This is a genomic window from Xanthomonas sp. NCPPB 1754 (assembly GCF_041475725.2).
Taxonomy (GTDB): Bacteria; Pseudomonadota; Gammaproteobacteria; order Xanthomonadales; family Xanthomonadaceae; genus Xanthomonas; species Xanthomonas euvesicatoria.
This window is the reverse complement of the sequence record NZ_CM192982.1, coordinates 4,767,519-4,781,189: the sequence shown is the minus strand read 5'-3', so window position 1 is coordinate 4,781,189 and position 13,671 is coordinate 4,767,519. Positions and strand designations below refer to the sequence as shown.

The 13,671-nt window shown below is 67.4% G+C and carries 11 protein-coding genes and 1 pseudogene; 10 read left to right on the top strand and 2 right to left on the bottom strand.

From position 1 onward, the window contains the following. Position 1: 1 nt before the first annotated feature. Complete coding sequence (locus tag ACCQ15_RS20575) at positions 2–1,630, bottom strand: alkaline phosphatase D family protein (protein WP_372381013.1); 1,629 nt, start codon at positions 1,628–1,630, stop codon at positions 2–4. Between the two features lie 223 nt (positions 1,631–1,853). Here ACCQ15_RS20575 and rsmG point away from each other — a divergent pair, with 223 nt between their 5' ends. The 6 genes and pseudogenes from rsmG to ACCQ15_RS20545 all read left to right on the top strand — a co-directional run bounded on the left by rsmG (position 1,854) and on the right by ACCQ15_RS20545 (position 8,263). Continuing rightward, entirely contained in the window at positions 1,854–2,492 is a 639-nt protein-coding gene (gene rsmG / locus ACCQ15_RS20570; RefSeq protein WP_008575964.1) for a 16S rRNA (guanine(527)-N(7))-methyltransferase RsmG, read from the top strand. A 314-nt stretch (positions 2,493–2,806) separates the two neighbouring features. Beyond that, on the top strand, positions 2,807–4,624 hold the full coding sequence (locus tag ACCQ15_RS20565; RefSeq protein ID WP_127171735.1) for a DUF885 domain-containing protein: 1,818 nt from the start codon (positions 2,807–2,809) through the stop codon (positions 4,622–4,624). A gap of 120 nt (positions 4,625–4,744) precedes the next feature. After that, a pseudogene (locus tag ACCQ15_RS20560) lies at positions 4,745–5,009 on the top strand (hypothetical protein); the annotation flags it as partial. Positions 5,010–5,098: 89 nt separating this feature from the next. Next, positions 5,099–5,482 (top strand): DUF2946 family protein, encoded by a 384-nt coding sequence (locus ACCQ15_RS20555; protein ID WP_011349032.1) that lies wholly within the window; start codon positions 5,099–5,101, stop codon positions 5,480–5,482. Between the two features lie 55 nt (positions 5,483–5,537). Further along, positions 5,538–6,809 carry a TolC family protein gene (locus ACCQ15_RS20550; protein ID WP_011349031.1) on the top strand — a complete coding sequence of 424 codons (1,272 nt, stop codon included), beginning with the start codon at positions 5,538–5,540 and terminating at the stop codon, positions 6,807–6,809. A gap of 182 nt (positions 6,810–6,991) precedes the next feature. Next, the gene (locus ACCQ15_RS20545; protein WP_372381012.1) at positions 6,992–8,263 is read left to right on the top strand and encodes an efflux RND transporter periplasmic adaptor subunit; all 1,272 of its coding nucleotides are present in this window, start codon (positions 6,992–6,994) and stop codon (positions 8,261–8,263) included. A 349-nt stretch (positions 8,264–8,612) separates the two neighbouring features. Here ACCQ15_RS20545 and ACCQ15_RS20540 read toward each other — a convergent pair whose 3' ends face one another. Next, positions 8,613–8,912 (bottom strand): hypothetical protein, encoded by a 300-nt coding sequence (locus ACCQ15_RS20540; RefSeq protein ID WP_372381598.1) that lies wholly within the window; start codon positions 8,910–8,912, stop codon positions 8,613–8,615. A 44-nt stretch (positions 8,913–8,956) separates the two neighbouring features. Between ACCQ15_RS20540 and ACCQ15_RS20535 the strand changes: the two genes are divergently transcribed. From ACCQ15_RS20535 to rpmG, 4 genes are all read left to right on the top strand, one after another. Next, the gene (locus ACCQ15_RS20535) at positions 8,957–12,169 is read left to right on the top strand and encodes an efflux RND transporter permease subunit (RefSeq protein ID WP_372381011.1); all 3,213 of its coding nucleotides are present in this window, start codon (positions 8,957–8,959) and stop codon (positions 12,167–12,169) included. Continuing rightward, the gene (locus ACCQ15_RS20530; protein ID WP_014091430.1) at positions 12,166–12,813 is read left to right on the top strand and encodes a cation diffusion facilitator family transporter; all 648 of its coding nucleotides are present in this window, start codon (positions 12,166–12,168) and stop codon (positions 12,811–12,813) included. Before ACCQ15_RS20535 ends, ACCQ15_RS20530 begins: the two co-directional genes overlap by 4 nt. 259 nt (positions 12,814–13,072) lie before the next feature. Further along, positions 13,073–13,309 (top strand): 50S ribosomal protein L28, encoded by a 237-nt coding sequence (rpmB, locus tag ACCQ15_RS20525; RefSeq protein ID WP_002809459.1) that lies wholly within the window; start codon positions 13,073–13,075, stop codon positions 13,307–13,309. Positions 13,310–13,322: 13 nt separating this feature from the next. Further along, entirely contained in the window at positions 13,323–13,490 is a 168-nt protein-coding gene (gene rpmG / locus ACCQ15_RS20520) for a 50S ribosomal protein L33 (RefSeq protein WP_002809462.1), read from the top strand. Positions 13,491–13,671 lie beyond the last annotated feature (181 nt).

The window sequence follows — 13,671 nt, the reverse complement described above, 5'->3', positions numbered from 1 at the left end:
CTCAGGCCTCCACTGCGCCGGGTCTGCCGTCCTCCACCACGAAGCGCTTGGTGGTCGACACCGTGGCGTTGCGGTCGCGCCGATCGGAGATGCCCTGCAGCCGGGTTTCCATCTGGCCCGGCGTAAGCGTCACCGACACATAGCCGCGCGTTTGCCCGTCCACGTAGTGCACATGCGGGTTGGCTGCCATGGTCGCGTGCAGTTCGTCGTTGCTCTGGCCGTCGGAGGTGATCGAAGTGCCGACGAATTCGGTAGCCAGCGTTGCCGACGCGTCGTCGGCCGGATCGGCCTTCAGGTCGGTGACCCAATACGAGTGGATGTCGCCGCCCCAGAACACCGGGTTGCGCAGGCGCGTTTTGGCAATCGCATCGAGCATGCGCTCGCGCGTGGCCGGGTAGCCGTCCCAGCCATCGGTCCAGTGCCCGACCACGCCGTCGCGCCCTGCCTGGCGCATCGGTGCCACCAGCAGATCCTGCGCAATGACATTCCAGCGCGCGGGCGACTGCGCGAAGCCGCCATGCAGCCAGCGCTCCTGCTCCCAGCCGAGCATGGTGCGCTGCGGGTCGGTGCGCTGGCGGCAACTGTCGGCCACCACATGGCCGCCGCGCCAGCCATTGGCTTGCGGGCAGGGCTGCTCGCTGCGGTACTGGCGGCCATCGAGTACGTAGAAACGCGCCAGCTGGCCGTAATCGAAGGAGCGGTAGATGCGCATGTCCGCGCCGTGCGGGCGATGCCGCGCACGCAGCGGGAAATGTTCGTAGAAGGCGCGGTAGGCGGCAGCGCGCCGGGCCAGAAAGGTATCGACCGGAATCGAGGGGTCCTGCGACCAGCGATTGGCGTAATCGTTCTGTACCTCGTGGTCGTCCCAGGTCGCCACGCAGGCGCTGCCGGCGTGCAGCGCCTGCAGGTCCGGGTCGGTGCGGTAGAGCGCGTAGCGGTTGCGGTAGCCGGCCAGATCCAGGCATTCGCCGCTGCCGTGCGGGCGCACGATCTTGTGCGCCGCCTCGCCGTGGTTGCTGTACTCGTAGATGTAATCGCCGAGGAAGAACACCAGGTCCGGCTGTTCCGCGGCCAGGTGGCGGTAGGCACTGAAATACCCCAGTTCCCAGTGCGAGCAGGAGACAAACCCGAACCGCGCTGCGTCCGGCGTCCGATGCGCCGCCGGCAGGGTGCGCGCACTGCCGATCGGGCTGCGTGCACCCAGGGCCTGAAAGCAATACCAGTAGGGACGATCGGCCGCCAAACCGGTGAGCTCCACGTGCACCGCGTGGCCCCAGACGGGGCTGGCGACGGTCTCGCCCTGGCGCACGATGGTGCGCATCTGCGGGTCGCTGGCCACCTGCCAGCGCACCGGCACCGCTGCGCGCAAGCCGCCGCGTCCGTCCGGGTCCAGCGGGCGGGGTGCCAGCCGTGTCCAGAGTACGAAGCCATCGGCCAACGGGTCGCCGGCCGCAACGCCCAGCGTGAAGGGATCGGCACTGCCGCTGGCGCGTGCGAACGGGCTGAGCAGCCCCGCCGCGGCCAGGCTGGCGCCGGCAATGAGGATGCGCCGCCGGCTCGGATCCGGTGGCGCCGGCGTGGCAGCGCAATCAGGCAGGGGTGAGGCGGCAGACGGGTCGATCACAGGCATGGACAAACGGCAGGCAAGCAGACACGACCATGCTGTGGCCACGGCATGTCCGTTTTGTGTCACGTGTTGCAGCGTCACGGCCGGTGGTTCAGCACAGCCAGCCACGGCGCGGCCGGGCAGCACGCGGCAGGGCAGCGGCCTGCCGAGGCAACCACGCCATTCCCAGCCGCGATGCAAAGATCGGTGCGCGCATGCCCGCCAGCCCAGCTGCGATAATCGCGCCATGAACGATGCCGCACTCGCCCCCGATGTCTCTGCCGCGCTCGAACGCGGCCTGCAGGCCCAATCCCTGGATGCGGCCTTCGCCGCACCGCTGCTGCGCTACCTGGCCCTGCTGGTGCGCTGGAACAAGACCTACAACCTCACCGCCGTGCGCGACCCGCGCGAGATGGTCACCCGCCATCTGCTCGATTCGCTGGCCATGCAGCCCTACATCGCCAGCGGTACCCTGGCCGACCTTGGCACCGGCCCCGGCTTGCCCGGCATCCCGCTGGCGATCACCCGCCCGCAGCTGCAGGTGACGCTGGTGGAAAGCAATGGCAAGAAGGCGCGCTTCATGCGCGAGGCCTTGCGCCATCTGGAGTTGGGCAACGCTCGCGTGGCCGAATCCCGTGCCGAAGCGCTGGACGAGCCGGCCGCCTACGACCACCTCACCGCGCGCGCGCTGGACACGCTGGCCGGCATCATCGCCGTCGGCGGCCACCTGTTGCGCCCGGGCGGCAGCCTGTTGGCAATGAAGGGTGTGTACCCGCACGAGGAAATCGCCGCATTGCCGGCCGGCTGGACCGTTGGCGAGGTGCACCCGCTGCAGGTCCCCGGCCTGGAGGGCGAGCGGCACCTGGTGGTGGTGCGCAAGGGCTGAGCCGAAGCCGCGTCGGCCGGTCCCAAGCGGCCCTCACCCCGACCCTCTCCCGCAAGCGGGAGAGGGGGCGATACCGCACTCACCAAGGGCGTCTCGTCCTTCCCTGACAAACCTAAAAGTCCCTTCCCCCGCCTGCGGGGGAAGGTGCCCGAAGGGCGGATGGGGGCAGTCCCCCTGACACGCCCGTCAATAACAGGGCAGCACCGACACTCCAGCCATGCCCCTGCACCAGCCCGTGTTGGGACTTCCGGCCCATGGCAGCACGACCGGGTGCTGCCATGATCGGGCGTTCGCTCCAGATCAGGCTTCCGCACGTGACCTCTCCGCTCGCCGCCGCACTCTCGCTCGCCCTGCTGGGCGCAGGCTTCGCCGCCCCCTCGGCGCAGGCCGCCACGCCACCGGCCCCGGCCACGCTCACCGCCGAGGCACCGGCCGATGCACGCTTTCGCGCGATCTACGAGAAAGAGTGGGCCTGGCGCCAGGCCGAGACCGGCCAGGCCGACGAAGACAGCGACACCACCGGCGACAACACGCATCTGCCCGATGTCAGCGCGGCCGCGCAGCAGGCGCGTCTGGCGGTATGGGACGGCGTACTCAAGCAGCTCGACGGCATCGACCCGAAGCAGCTCTCGCCGGCCAACCAGATCAACTTCGCCATCTACCGCCCGCAGGTGGAAAACCTGGCCGCCGAAGTGCGCCTGCGCCTGTACGAAATGCCGTTCAATTCGGATAGCTCGTTCTGGTCGAATCTGGGCTTCATGGCGCAGCGGCCGATGAAGACCGCGGCCGAGTACCGCGCCTACATCGCGCGCCTGAACGATGTACCGCGCTATTTCGACCAGCAGACGGTCAACATGCGCGCCGGCCTGGCACGCGGATTCAGCGTGCCGCGTGCCGTGCTGGACGGGCGCGATGTCTCCATCGCCACCGTGGCCGATGTCAAAGATCCCACCGAATCCACTTTCTACGCGCCGTTCAAGCAGCTGCCTGCGCAGATCCCGGCGGCCGAGCAGGCGCAACTGCGCGAACAGGCCAAGGCCGCGTTGCGCACCGCCGTCCTTCCGGCGTACAGCAAGCTGCTGACGTTCTTCCGCAACGACTACATGCCCAAGGCGCGCACCACGCTGGCGGCCGAAGCACTGCCCGACGGCAAGGCGTTCTACCGGCAGCAAATCCGCGAATACACCACGCTGGAACTGACGCCCGAGCAGATCCACCAGATCGGCCTGGACGAAGTGGCGCGCATCCAGACCCAGATGAACGCCATCATCCAGCAGGTGGGTTTCAAGGGCAGCTTCGCGCAGTTCCTGGCCTTCCTGCGCACCGACCCGCAGTTCTACGCCAAGACCCCGCAGGAGTTGCTCGATCGCGCCGCATGGATTTCCAAGCGCGTGGACGGGCAGGTGGGCAAGTTCATCGGCACGCTGCCGCGCGGGCGCTTCACCATCAAGCCGGTGCCCGACGATATCGCCCCGTTCTGGACCGCCGGCCGCGGCGGCGCCACCACTTACTGGGTCAACACCTACAACCTGCCATCGCGGCCGCTGTACAACTTGCCGGCGCTGACGTTGCACGAGTCCTCGCCGGGTCATTCGCTGCAGGGGTCGCTGGCGCTGGAGCAGGGTGAGCAACCGGCGTTCCGGCGCGAGAACTACATTTCCGCCTACGGCGAGGGCTGGGCGCTGTACACCGAAAAGCTCGGCCAGGAGATGGGCATCTACGAAACCCCGTACGAAGAATTCGGCCGGCTCACCTACGAAATGTGGCGCGCCTGCCGGTTGGTGATCGACACCGGTGTGCACCATGACGGCTGGAGCCGCGCGCAGGCACTGGCCTATCTGCGCGACCGCACTGCGCTCAGCGAGCACGAAGTCACCACCGAAGTGGACCGCTACATCTCCTGGCCAGGCCAGGCGCTGAGCTACAAGCTGGGCGAGATCACCATCGTCAAGCTGCGCGCCGAGGCAGAAAAGGCGCTGGGTGACCGCTTCGACATCAAGGCCTTCCACGATGTGGTGCTGCGCCAGGGCTCGGTCACCTTGCCGGTGCTGGAGCAGCAGGTGCGCGCCTTTATCGCTGAGAGCAAGGCACGCCCGATAGACGCCAAATCGGCCGGTCGCGCGGCGCCGTGATGCTGGGTCGCATTGCCGACCGCCGGCCAACCTTCTAGTGCGGTGAGGGCATCGCGCCCTCAAGGTCTTCGCGTTTACTCCAGGGCCCTTGCCCGCCCACCATCGCGGGACACGCCGCAAGTGCGTCCATGTAGGCTCCGTGGCGGCATCCATGCCGCCAAGGGCCCCACGACGGTAGGCGGGCAAGGACCAGTCGCGTTGGTGTGCAGCGTTTTCAACAAGCAACCAGCAGACCACCGGACGTGGCTCTCGCTCTTCAGTAAGAATCACCAGCCAACTGTCTGGTGCGGTGTCCTCGCCGCTTGCGGCATGGATGCCGCCATCGAGCCCCCATGGACGGGTTGACGGCGTGTCCCGCGAGCGGCGAGGGCACCGCGCGCTCGAACCACTGAGCTTTGAAAGCCACCGAGCGCATCAAACAACGCAACACCCCGTGCAATTGTGTAACCACCCCGGCCCCTATACGCTGCGCCCATGCTGCTTCCTCGCGCCCGCCTGTCGCACCCGTTGCTCCGCCTGATGGCGTTGCTGGTGCTGGTCATGGGCGTGCTGGTTGCACCGGTCGCCTGCGCACTGGGCGATGTGCATGCGCTGGCGCACGATCAGGCGCATCTGGACGACACCGCACCGCATGGCCATGACGGTGCCGACGAAGGCGATGCCGGCGAACGCGACGGTGCCGGTTTGCTGCATGCCTTGATGCACAGCGGCTACTGCCACGGGCACAGCCCGGCCATGCTGCCGGCGTTGGCCTGGGGCCCGTTGCCTGCGCGCACGCACGGGCAGCCGCCCGTGCTGACCACCGCCTACCGCTCGCATCTGAGCGAGACCGGATTGCGTCCTCCGATCGCGGCCTGATGCATCGCCGGCAGCTGCCGGCCTGTCCATCGATCCCGATTCCGGAGACACCCTCATGTGGTTGCGACTGACGGCGCTTGCCGTCTTCGCGGTGGTGCCGTGCGCCAAGGCGCAGGACCTGCCGCCCAAACCCGTGCTGACCCTGGACGACGCCATTGCACGCGTCGCCCGCCAGCACCCCGATCTGCGCCTGGCCGATGGCCAACGCGCGGTCCTCAGCGCCGACGCCGAGCGCGACGCACTGCGTCCGCCGTTGCGGATCGGTGCCGAACTGGAAAACGTGTTCGGCACCGGCCCCACCCGCGCGCTGGACCAGGCCGAACTCACCGTCACCCTGGCCGGCGTGCTGGAACGCGGCGGCAAGCTCGACGCGCGCCGCACCCTGGCGCAAGCACGTCTCGATGCGCTGGCACCGCAACGCGCCCTGGCCCGGCTGGATGTGCTGGCCGAAGTCGCGCGGCGTTACCTGGCCATCGGCATGGCCGCGCAGCGGCACGCGGCGGCGCTGGACACGCTGGCCCAGCGCCAGCGCACCGTCAGTGCTGCGCGCCAACGGCTGCAGGCCGGCGCATCGCCCGAATCGGTGCTGCTGACCGCCCAAGCCCTGCAGGCGCGCGCAGAACTGGAGCGCGATCGCGCGCAGCAGGAGCTGCTGGCCGCACGCCGCCAGCTGGCGGTGTTGTGGGGCGAGCGCACGCCGGACTTCGGCGCCATCACCGGCGACCCGTTGCAGCTGCCGGCGATTCCCGAGTTCGAGGTGCTGGCGCAGCTGCTCGATGCCACGCCGGAACTGGCGCGCTTGAACGGCGAGCAGCGCGTGCGCGAAGCCCGCGTACGCCTGGCGCGCAGCCAGGCGCGCCCGGATCTGGACTGGCAGGTGGGCGTGCGCCGGCTCGAAGGCAATGACGCCACTGCATTGCTTGGCAGCGTCTGGCTGGCATTGGGCAGCGCTGCACGTGCGCAGCCGGAGATTCGCGCCGCCGAAGCGGAGCTGGCGTTGCTGGACATCGAACGTCAATCGCAGGCGTCGGTGCTCTACGCCACGCTGGCCGATGCGCATGGCCGCTACCGCGCGGCACAGCTGGAAGTGACGCGCATGCGCGAGGATGTACTGCCGGCGCTCGCACGCGCCGATGCCGCCGCCGAGCGCGCCTATCGCGCCGGCGCCACCAGTTATCTGGACTGGGCGCAGCTGCAGGCGCAACGCAGCGATGCACGCCAGCAGCAACTGGCCGCCGCACTGGAAGCACAGACGGCGCTGATCGAAATCCAGCGCCTGACCGGGCAGCCGTTCGTGCGCGAGCCTGCCGCGCAGGTGACGCCATGACTGCTGTTTCGGTACTGCGTTTTCATGCCGCGCGTGAGGGCGTTATCGGAATCGCCGCATCTGCAGCGATGTCGGCACCCAGCGCTCGCCAAACGCTGCCCACGCCAGGCGCACCTTCTTCGCAACCCACTTCCATTCGTTCGCCCGACGCAGCGCGTCGGCGCCAACCAGGACCGCCTTCGATGACACGTTTCATGATTGCGCCGCTGCTGCTGGCGCTGGTGCTCAGCGGCTGCAGCCGCAACAGCGACGCAGCGCACGAAGACCACACAGGGCACGCCGCCGAAGGCGAGGCGGGCGCCGATGCGCACGCTGATGAAGCCCAGACCGGCACGCACGGCGGGCGGTTGCTCAGCCAGGACGGCGACAGCGTGGAGCTGGCCATCGCCGAAGACGGCACGCCGCCTACGTACCAGGCCTGGCTGTACCGCGATGGCAAACCATTGCCGGCCACCGCCGGCAAGGTGGAGGTGCATCTGACCCGGCTCGGCGGTATCAATGAAGTGCATCGCTTGCGGCCGCGCGACGACGGCAGTCTGCTGGCCGACAGCACGGTCAGCGAGCCGCATTCGTTCGATGTGGAGGTGCGCGCCACCGTGCAGGGCAAGACCCATCGCTGGGCCTATCCCAGCTATGAAGGCCGCACCACCATCGCGGCGAAAGTCGCGCAGGACGCCGGCATTCGTGTTGCGCCGGTGGGCGCCGGCAGCATTGCCGACCAGCACGAAGTGCAGGGGCTACTGACGCCGGCAGAAGGCGCGCAAGCACAGGCGACCGCGCGTTTTCCCGGCCCGGTACGCAGCCTGCGCGTCAACGTGGGCGACCAGGTACGCGCCGGTCAGGTGCTGGCCACGGTGGAGAGCAATCTGAGCCTGACCACCTATTCGGTGAGCGCACCGATCAGCGGCACCGTGCTGGCGCGTAATGCCAGCCTGGGCAGCAATGCCAGCGAAGGCCAGGCCTTGTTCGAGATCGCCGACCTGTCCACCTTGTGGGTGGATCTGCACATCTTCGGCGCCGACGCCGGGCATATCACCGCCGGCGCGCCGGTGACGGTCACGCGCATCAGCGATGGCGTGGTGGCGCAGACCACGTTGGAGCGCGTATTGCCGGGCACTGCGACAGCGAGCCAGAGCACCGTGGCGCGCGCGGTGTTGCGCAACAGCGATGGCTTGTGGCGGCCGGGCTCTGCAGTGAAGGCGCGGGTGACGGTGGCGCAGCAGCCGGCAGCGATGGTGGTGCCGGTGGGGGCGTTGCAGCGGTTCCGCGACTGGGACGTGGTGTTTGTACGGGTGGGCGATGTCTACGAAGTGCGGCCGGTGAAGCTGGGGGCGCGCGATGCGCAGCAGTTGGAAGTGGTGTCGGGCGTGGCGCCGGGCGATGCGGTGGTGGTGGAGCAGAGTTATCTGGTGAAGGCCGATATCGAAAAGTCGGGGGCTTCGCATGATCATTGATCGCGTTGGTTTGTGTGGCAGTGCGTTGTCGAGTGGGGGCGTTTGTTTGGTGCAGGGGAATGTGCCACGTCCAAGGCCTTCGCGCCCTCTTGGGCTGGAGCAGAGGCTTTCGCGCCCCTTCGGGCTGGAGCAGAGGCTTTCGCGCCCCTTCGGGCTGGAGCAGAGGCTTTCGCGCCCCTTCGGGCTAGGGCAAAGGCTTTCGCGCCCCTTCGGGCGCGAGTCACTTTTCTTTGCTTGTGCAAAGAAAAGTAACCAAAAGAAAGCACACCCCGTCCTCGCGCCCTCCGCGCCTGCGGCGCTGCGGGTTCGCAAGGCCGGCAGAAATTTTTGTAAGGGACGTCCCTGTCCCTTACAAAAACGTCGCGCATCCATGCGCGCCGCCCTGCGGGTTGTATCTGCCGGCCTTGCCGCTGCGGTATGGGGCCCCGAAAGCAAACAACAACAACAGCAACAGCAGCAACAGCAGCAGCAACAGCAGCAGCAACAGCAGCAGCAACAGCAGCAGCAACAGCAGCAGCAACAGCAGCAGCAACAGCAGCAGCAACAGCAGCAGCAGCAGCGCTGCTGTGTGGGTGGTGGTTTGTTCGGCGTGTTGCGCGGCTGCGCGGTAGGGAAGCGGTGCTCTCGATCGGGGGCAGGGCGAGGGCAACGACCGGCGCGGCGCGGTGCCGGGTGTGCACGGAGGAGCGTGTCATGCTGACCAACATCATTCGCTTTGCGATCGCGCAGCGGTGGTTGATGCTGGCGTTGACCGGTGTGCTGATTACGATCGGGGCGTGGAGTTTTTCGCGCTTGCCGATCGATGCAACACCGGACATCACCAACGTGCAGGTGCAGGTCAATACCGCAGCGCCGGGCTATTCGCCGCTGGAATCCGAGCAGCGGGTGACGTTTCCGTTGGAGACAGTGCTGGCGGGCTTGCCGGGTCTGGAATCCACCCGCTCGCTGTCGCGCTATGGCTTGTCGCAGGTCACAGCGGTGTTCGCCGATGGCACCGATCTGTATTTCGCGCGGCAACAGGTGGCCGAGCGTCTGCAGCAGGTCAAGTCGCACTTGCCTGCCGATCTGGAGCCGCAGCTGGGACCGATTGCTACCGGCCTGGGCGAGATCTTCATGTACACGGTCGAGGCCAAGCCGCATGCGCGCAAGCCCGATGGCACCGCATGGACGGCGACCGATCTGCGAACCTTGCAGGATTGGGTGGTGCGCCCGCAGCTGCGCAATGTGCCGGGCGTGACCGAGGTCAACACCATCGGCGGGTATGCGCGGCAGATCCATATCACGCCCGATCCGGCGCGCCTGGTTGCGCTGGGTTTCACGCTGGACGACGTTGCCCAGGCGGTCGAGTCCAACAACCGCAACATCGGCGCCGGCTATATCGAACGCAACGGCCAGCAGTTTCTGGTGCGGGTGCCGGGGCAGGTGGACGACATCGCGCAGATCGGCGCCATCGTGCTGGATCGGCGCGCCGGCGTGCCGATCCGCGTGCGCGATGTGGCGCAGGTGGGCGAGGGCCGTGAGTTGCGCACCGGTGCCGCCACCCAGGACGGCAGCGAAGTGGTGCTCGGCACGGTGTTCATGCTGGTCGGTGCCAATAGCCGCACCGTGGCGCAGGCCGCAGCGCAGCGGCTGGAGGTGGCCAATGCCAGCCTGCCGGCCGGCGTACAGGCGGTGCCGGTGTACGACCGCACCGCGCTGGTGGACCGCACCATCGTCACCGTCGCCAAGAACCTGATCGAAGGCGCATTGCTGGTGATCGTGGTGTTGTTCCTGTTGCTGGGCAACGTGCGCGCAGCGCTGATCACGGCCGCAGTGATTCCGCTGGCGATGCTGTTCACGCTCACCGGCATGGTGCGTGGTGGCGTGTCCGGCAATTTGATGAGCCTGGGTGCGCTGGATTTCGGCCTGATCGTCGATGGCGCGGTGATCATCGTAGAGAACTGCCTGCGCCGCTTCGGCGAAGCGCAACGCCGGCTGGGGCGCGTGCTCGAACGCGATGAGCGCTTCGCGCTCACTGCCGAAGCCACTGCCGAGGTGATCCGCCCCAGTCTGTTCGGCCTGGGCATCATCACCGCGGTGTATCTGCCGGTGTTCGCGCTCACCGGCATCGAAGGCAAGATGTTCCACCCGATGGCGATCACCGTGGTGCTGGCGCTGACCGGCGCGATGCTGCTGTCGCTGACCTTCGTGCCGGCAGCGATCGCGTTGCTGCTCGGCGGCAAGGTGGCCGAGCACGACAACCGCGCAATGCGCTGGGCGCGCGGCGTCTACGCGCCATTGCTCGAACGTGCGCTGCGCCACGGCCGGTGGGTCGGCATTACAGCGTTTGCAACGGTGGCGCTGTGCGCGGTGCTGGCCACGCGCCTGGGCAGCGAGTTCATCCCCAATCTGGACGAAGGCGATATTGCGCTGCATGCCCTGCGCATTCCCGGCACCAGCCTGGAGCAGGCCATCACCATGCAATCCACGCTGGAAAAACGCATCAAGCAGTTTCCGGAGGTGGCGCATGTGTTCGGCAAACTCGGCACCGCCGAAGTGGCCACCGACCCGATGCCGCCATCGGTCGCCGATACCTTCCTGATCATGCATCCGCGTGCGCAGTGGCCGGATCCGCGCAAGCCCAAGGCGCAGTTGCTGGCCGAGATCGAGGAGGCGGTGAAGCAGCTGCCCGGCAACAATTACGAGTTCACCCAGCCGATCCAGATGCGCATGAACGAGCTGATCTCCGGTGTGCGTGCGGATGTGGCGATCAAGGTCTATGGCGACGATCTGGACACGTTGGTCCAGCTCGGGCAGCGCGTGCAGGAAATCGCCGGCGCGGTGCCCGGTGCGGCCGATGTGAGTCTGGAACAGGCCACCGGTTTGCCGATGCTGGCGGTGGTGCCCGATCGCGCCGCGTTGGCCGGCTACGGGCTCAATCCCGGCGTGGTGCAGGACACCGTGGCGGCGGCCGTAGGCGGGCAGGAGGCCGGGCAATTGTTCGAAGGCGACCGGCGCTTCGACATCGTGGTGCGCCTGCCCGAAGCCCTGCGCCAGGACCCGACGGCGCTGGCCGATCTGCCGATCCCGCTGCGTGGCGATGGCGAACGTGCCGATGCGGACGAGTCCAGCCGCGCGGCAGGCTGGCGTAGTGGCGAGCCGACCACCGTGCCGCTGCGCGAGGTCGCCAAGGTCGACACCGTGCTGGGGCCCAACCAGATCAACCGCGAAGACGGCAAGCGCCGCATCGTGATCACGGCCAACGTGCGCGATCGCGATCTGGGGAGCTTCGTGGCCGAGGTGCAGCAGCGCGTCAAGGCACAGGTCAAACTGCCGACCGGGTACTGGATCGGCTACGGCGGCACCTTCGATCAACTGATCTCCGCCAGCCAGCGCCTGGCCTGGGTGGTGCCGGGCACCTTGGTGCTGATCTTCGCGCTGCTGTACTGGTCGTTCGGCTCGCTGCGCGATGCGCTGGTGGTGTTTAGCGGCGTGCCGCTGGCGCTGACCGGCGGCGTGGTGGCGTTGGCGCTGCGCGGGCTGGCCTTGTCGATTTCCGCCGGCGTGGGCTTTATCGCGTTGTCGGGGGTGGCGGTGCTCAACGGTCTGGTGATGATCGCCTTCGTGCGCAGCCTGCGCGCCGAGGGCATGCCGCTGGAGCAGGCATTGCGCGAAGGCGCGCTGGCGCGGCTGCGACCGGTGCTGATGACCGCATTGGTGGCCGCGCTGGGCTTTGTGCCGATGGCCTTCAACGTCGGTGCCGGTGCCGAAGTGCAGCGCCCGCTGGCCACGGTGGTGATCGGCGGCATCGTCTCCTCCACCCTGCTCACCCTGCTGGTATTGCCGGTGCTGTATCGCTGGCTGCATCGGGAGCGGGCGCCACGCGTCGCATCGCTTCCCACGCAGCCGCACGGGAGCACGCCATGAGCGATGCCTGCTGCGGCTGCGGCAAGACCCTGGATGTGGCCGCCATGCAGGCGCGCCAACGGCGCGTCCTGTGGTGGGTGCTGACGATCAATACCGGCAGCTTTGCGCTGATGTTGGCCGGCGCGCTGCACAGCGGCGCGGCCTCGCTGCTGTCCGGCAGCCTGGACAATCTGGGCGATGCACTCACCTATGCACTCAGCCTGGCTGTGGTTGGCGCCAGCCTGACCGCCAAGGCGCGGGTGGCCCTGCTCAAGGCCGGCATGATCCTGCTGGCGGCGCTGGCGGTGGCAGCCGAGATCGGCTGGAAACTGGCCCACCCACAGCTGCCGCTGTTCCAGAGCATGGGAGTGGTGGCGGGGCTGAACTTCGCCGCCAATCTGGTCTGCCTGCGCCTGTTGTGGCCCTACCGTAGCGGCGACATCAACCTGGCATCGGCCTGGGCCTGCTCGCGCAACGATGTCTACGAGGGCGTGGCGGTGCTGGCGGCCAGCGCAGCGGTGTGGGCGTTCGGCAGTGGTTGGCCGGACCTGCTGATCGCAGGGGTCTTGCTGCTCTTGTTTCTGCGCTCGGCCTGGCAGGTGGCGCGTGGTGCCTGGGCGGAACTGCGCCGGGTCGCTGCGCCAGCGCAAGCCGGAGGCGGGTGATCGCGCGTTGGCACCGTTGCCGGGTGCACCGCCGACCGCGTCCGGGCAGGTAGCGTAAGTGCTTGCGGCACATAGGAAAGCCGTGCATAATGCGCGGCTCGCTGTGCCCGGATCGCTCCGGATGGCGGTACCCAGCGCAATGGGGTTGCCGGCCTGTTCCAGCGTAAGTTCTTGATTCCCAACGTTGCGTGACAGCCCTGCGCTGTCGGGGCCGCCGCTCCCCAGGCTATGGGTGGCAATTCATTTATCGAGGTGCGTAATGTCCCGCGTATGCCAAGTGTCCGGCAAGCGTGTGCAGACGGGTAACAACGTCTCCCACGCAAACAACAGAACCCGTCGTCGCTTCCTGCCCAACCTGCACGAGCGTCGCTTCTGGGTTGCCAGCGAAAACCGCTGGGTGAAGCTCCGTGTTTCCGCGCATGCATTGCGCACCATCGACAAGAACGGCATCGATGCCGTTCTGAAAGAGCTGCGTGCGCGCGGCGAAAAGGTCTGAGGAGTAAGCAGTCATGGCAAAAGGCAAGCGTGACAAGATTCGTATGATTTCCTCGGCCGCTACCGGCCACTTCTACACCACGGACAAGAACAAGAAAAACACGCCGGGGAAGATGGAAATGATGAAGTACGACCCGGTCGTGCGTAAGCACGTGATGTACAAGGAAGGCAAGATCAAGTGATCGACTGATCGCTGGATCCGCTTTCAAGCAAACACCCGCCGCAAGGCGGGTGTTTGCGTTTGTGGGGTTGGGGAATGGTGTTGATGCGTGCAGGTGCCGATGGCAGTGTGATTTCCACTATCGGGTTGCCAGCCAAGCCCAAGAGAAACAAAGGTGCGTGATAAAGCCCCTCTCCCCTCGG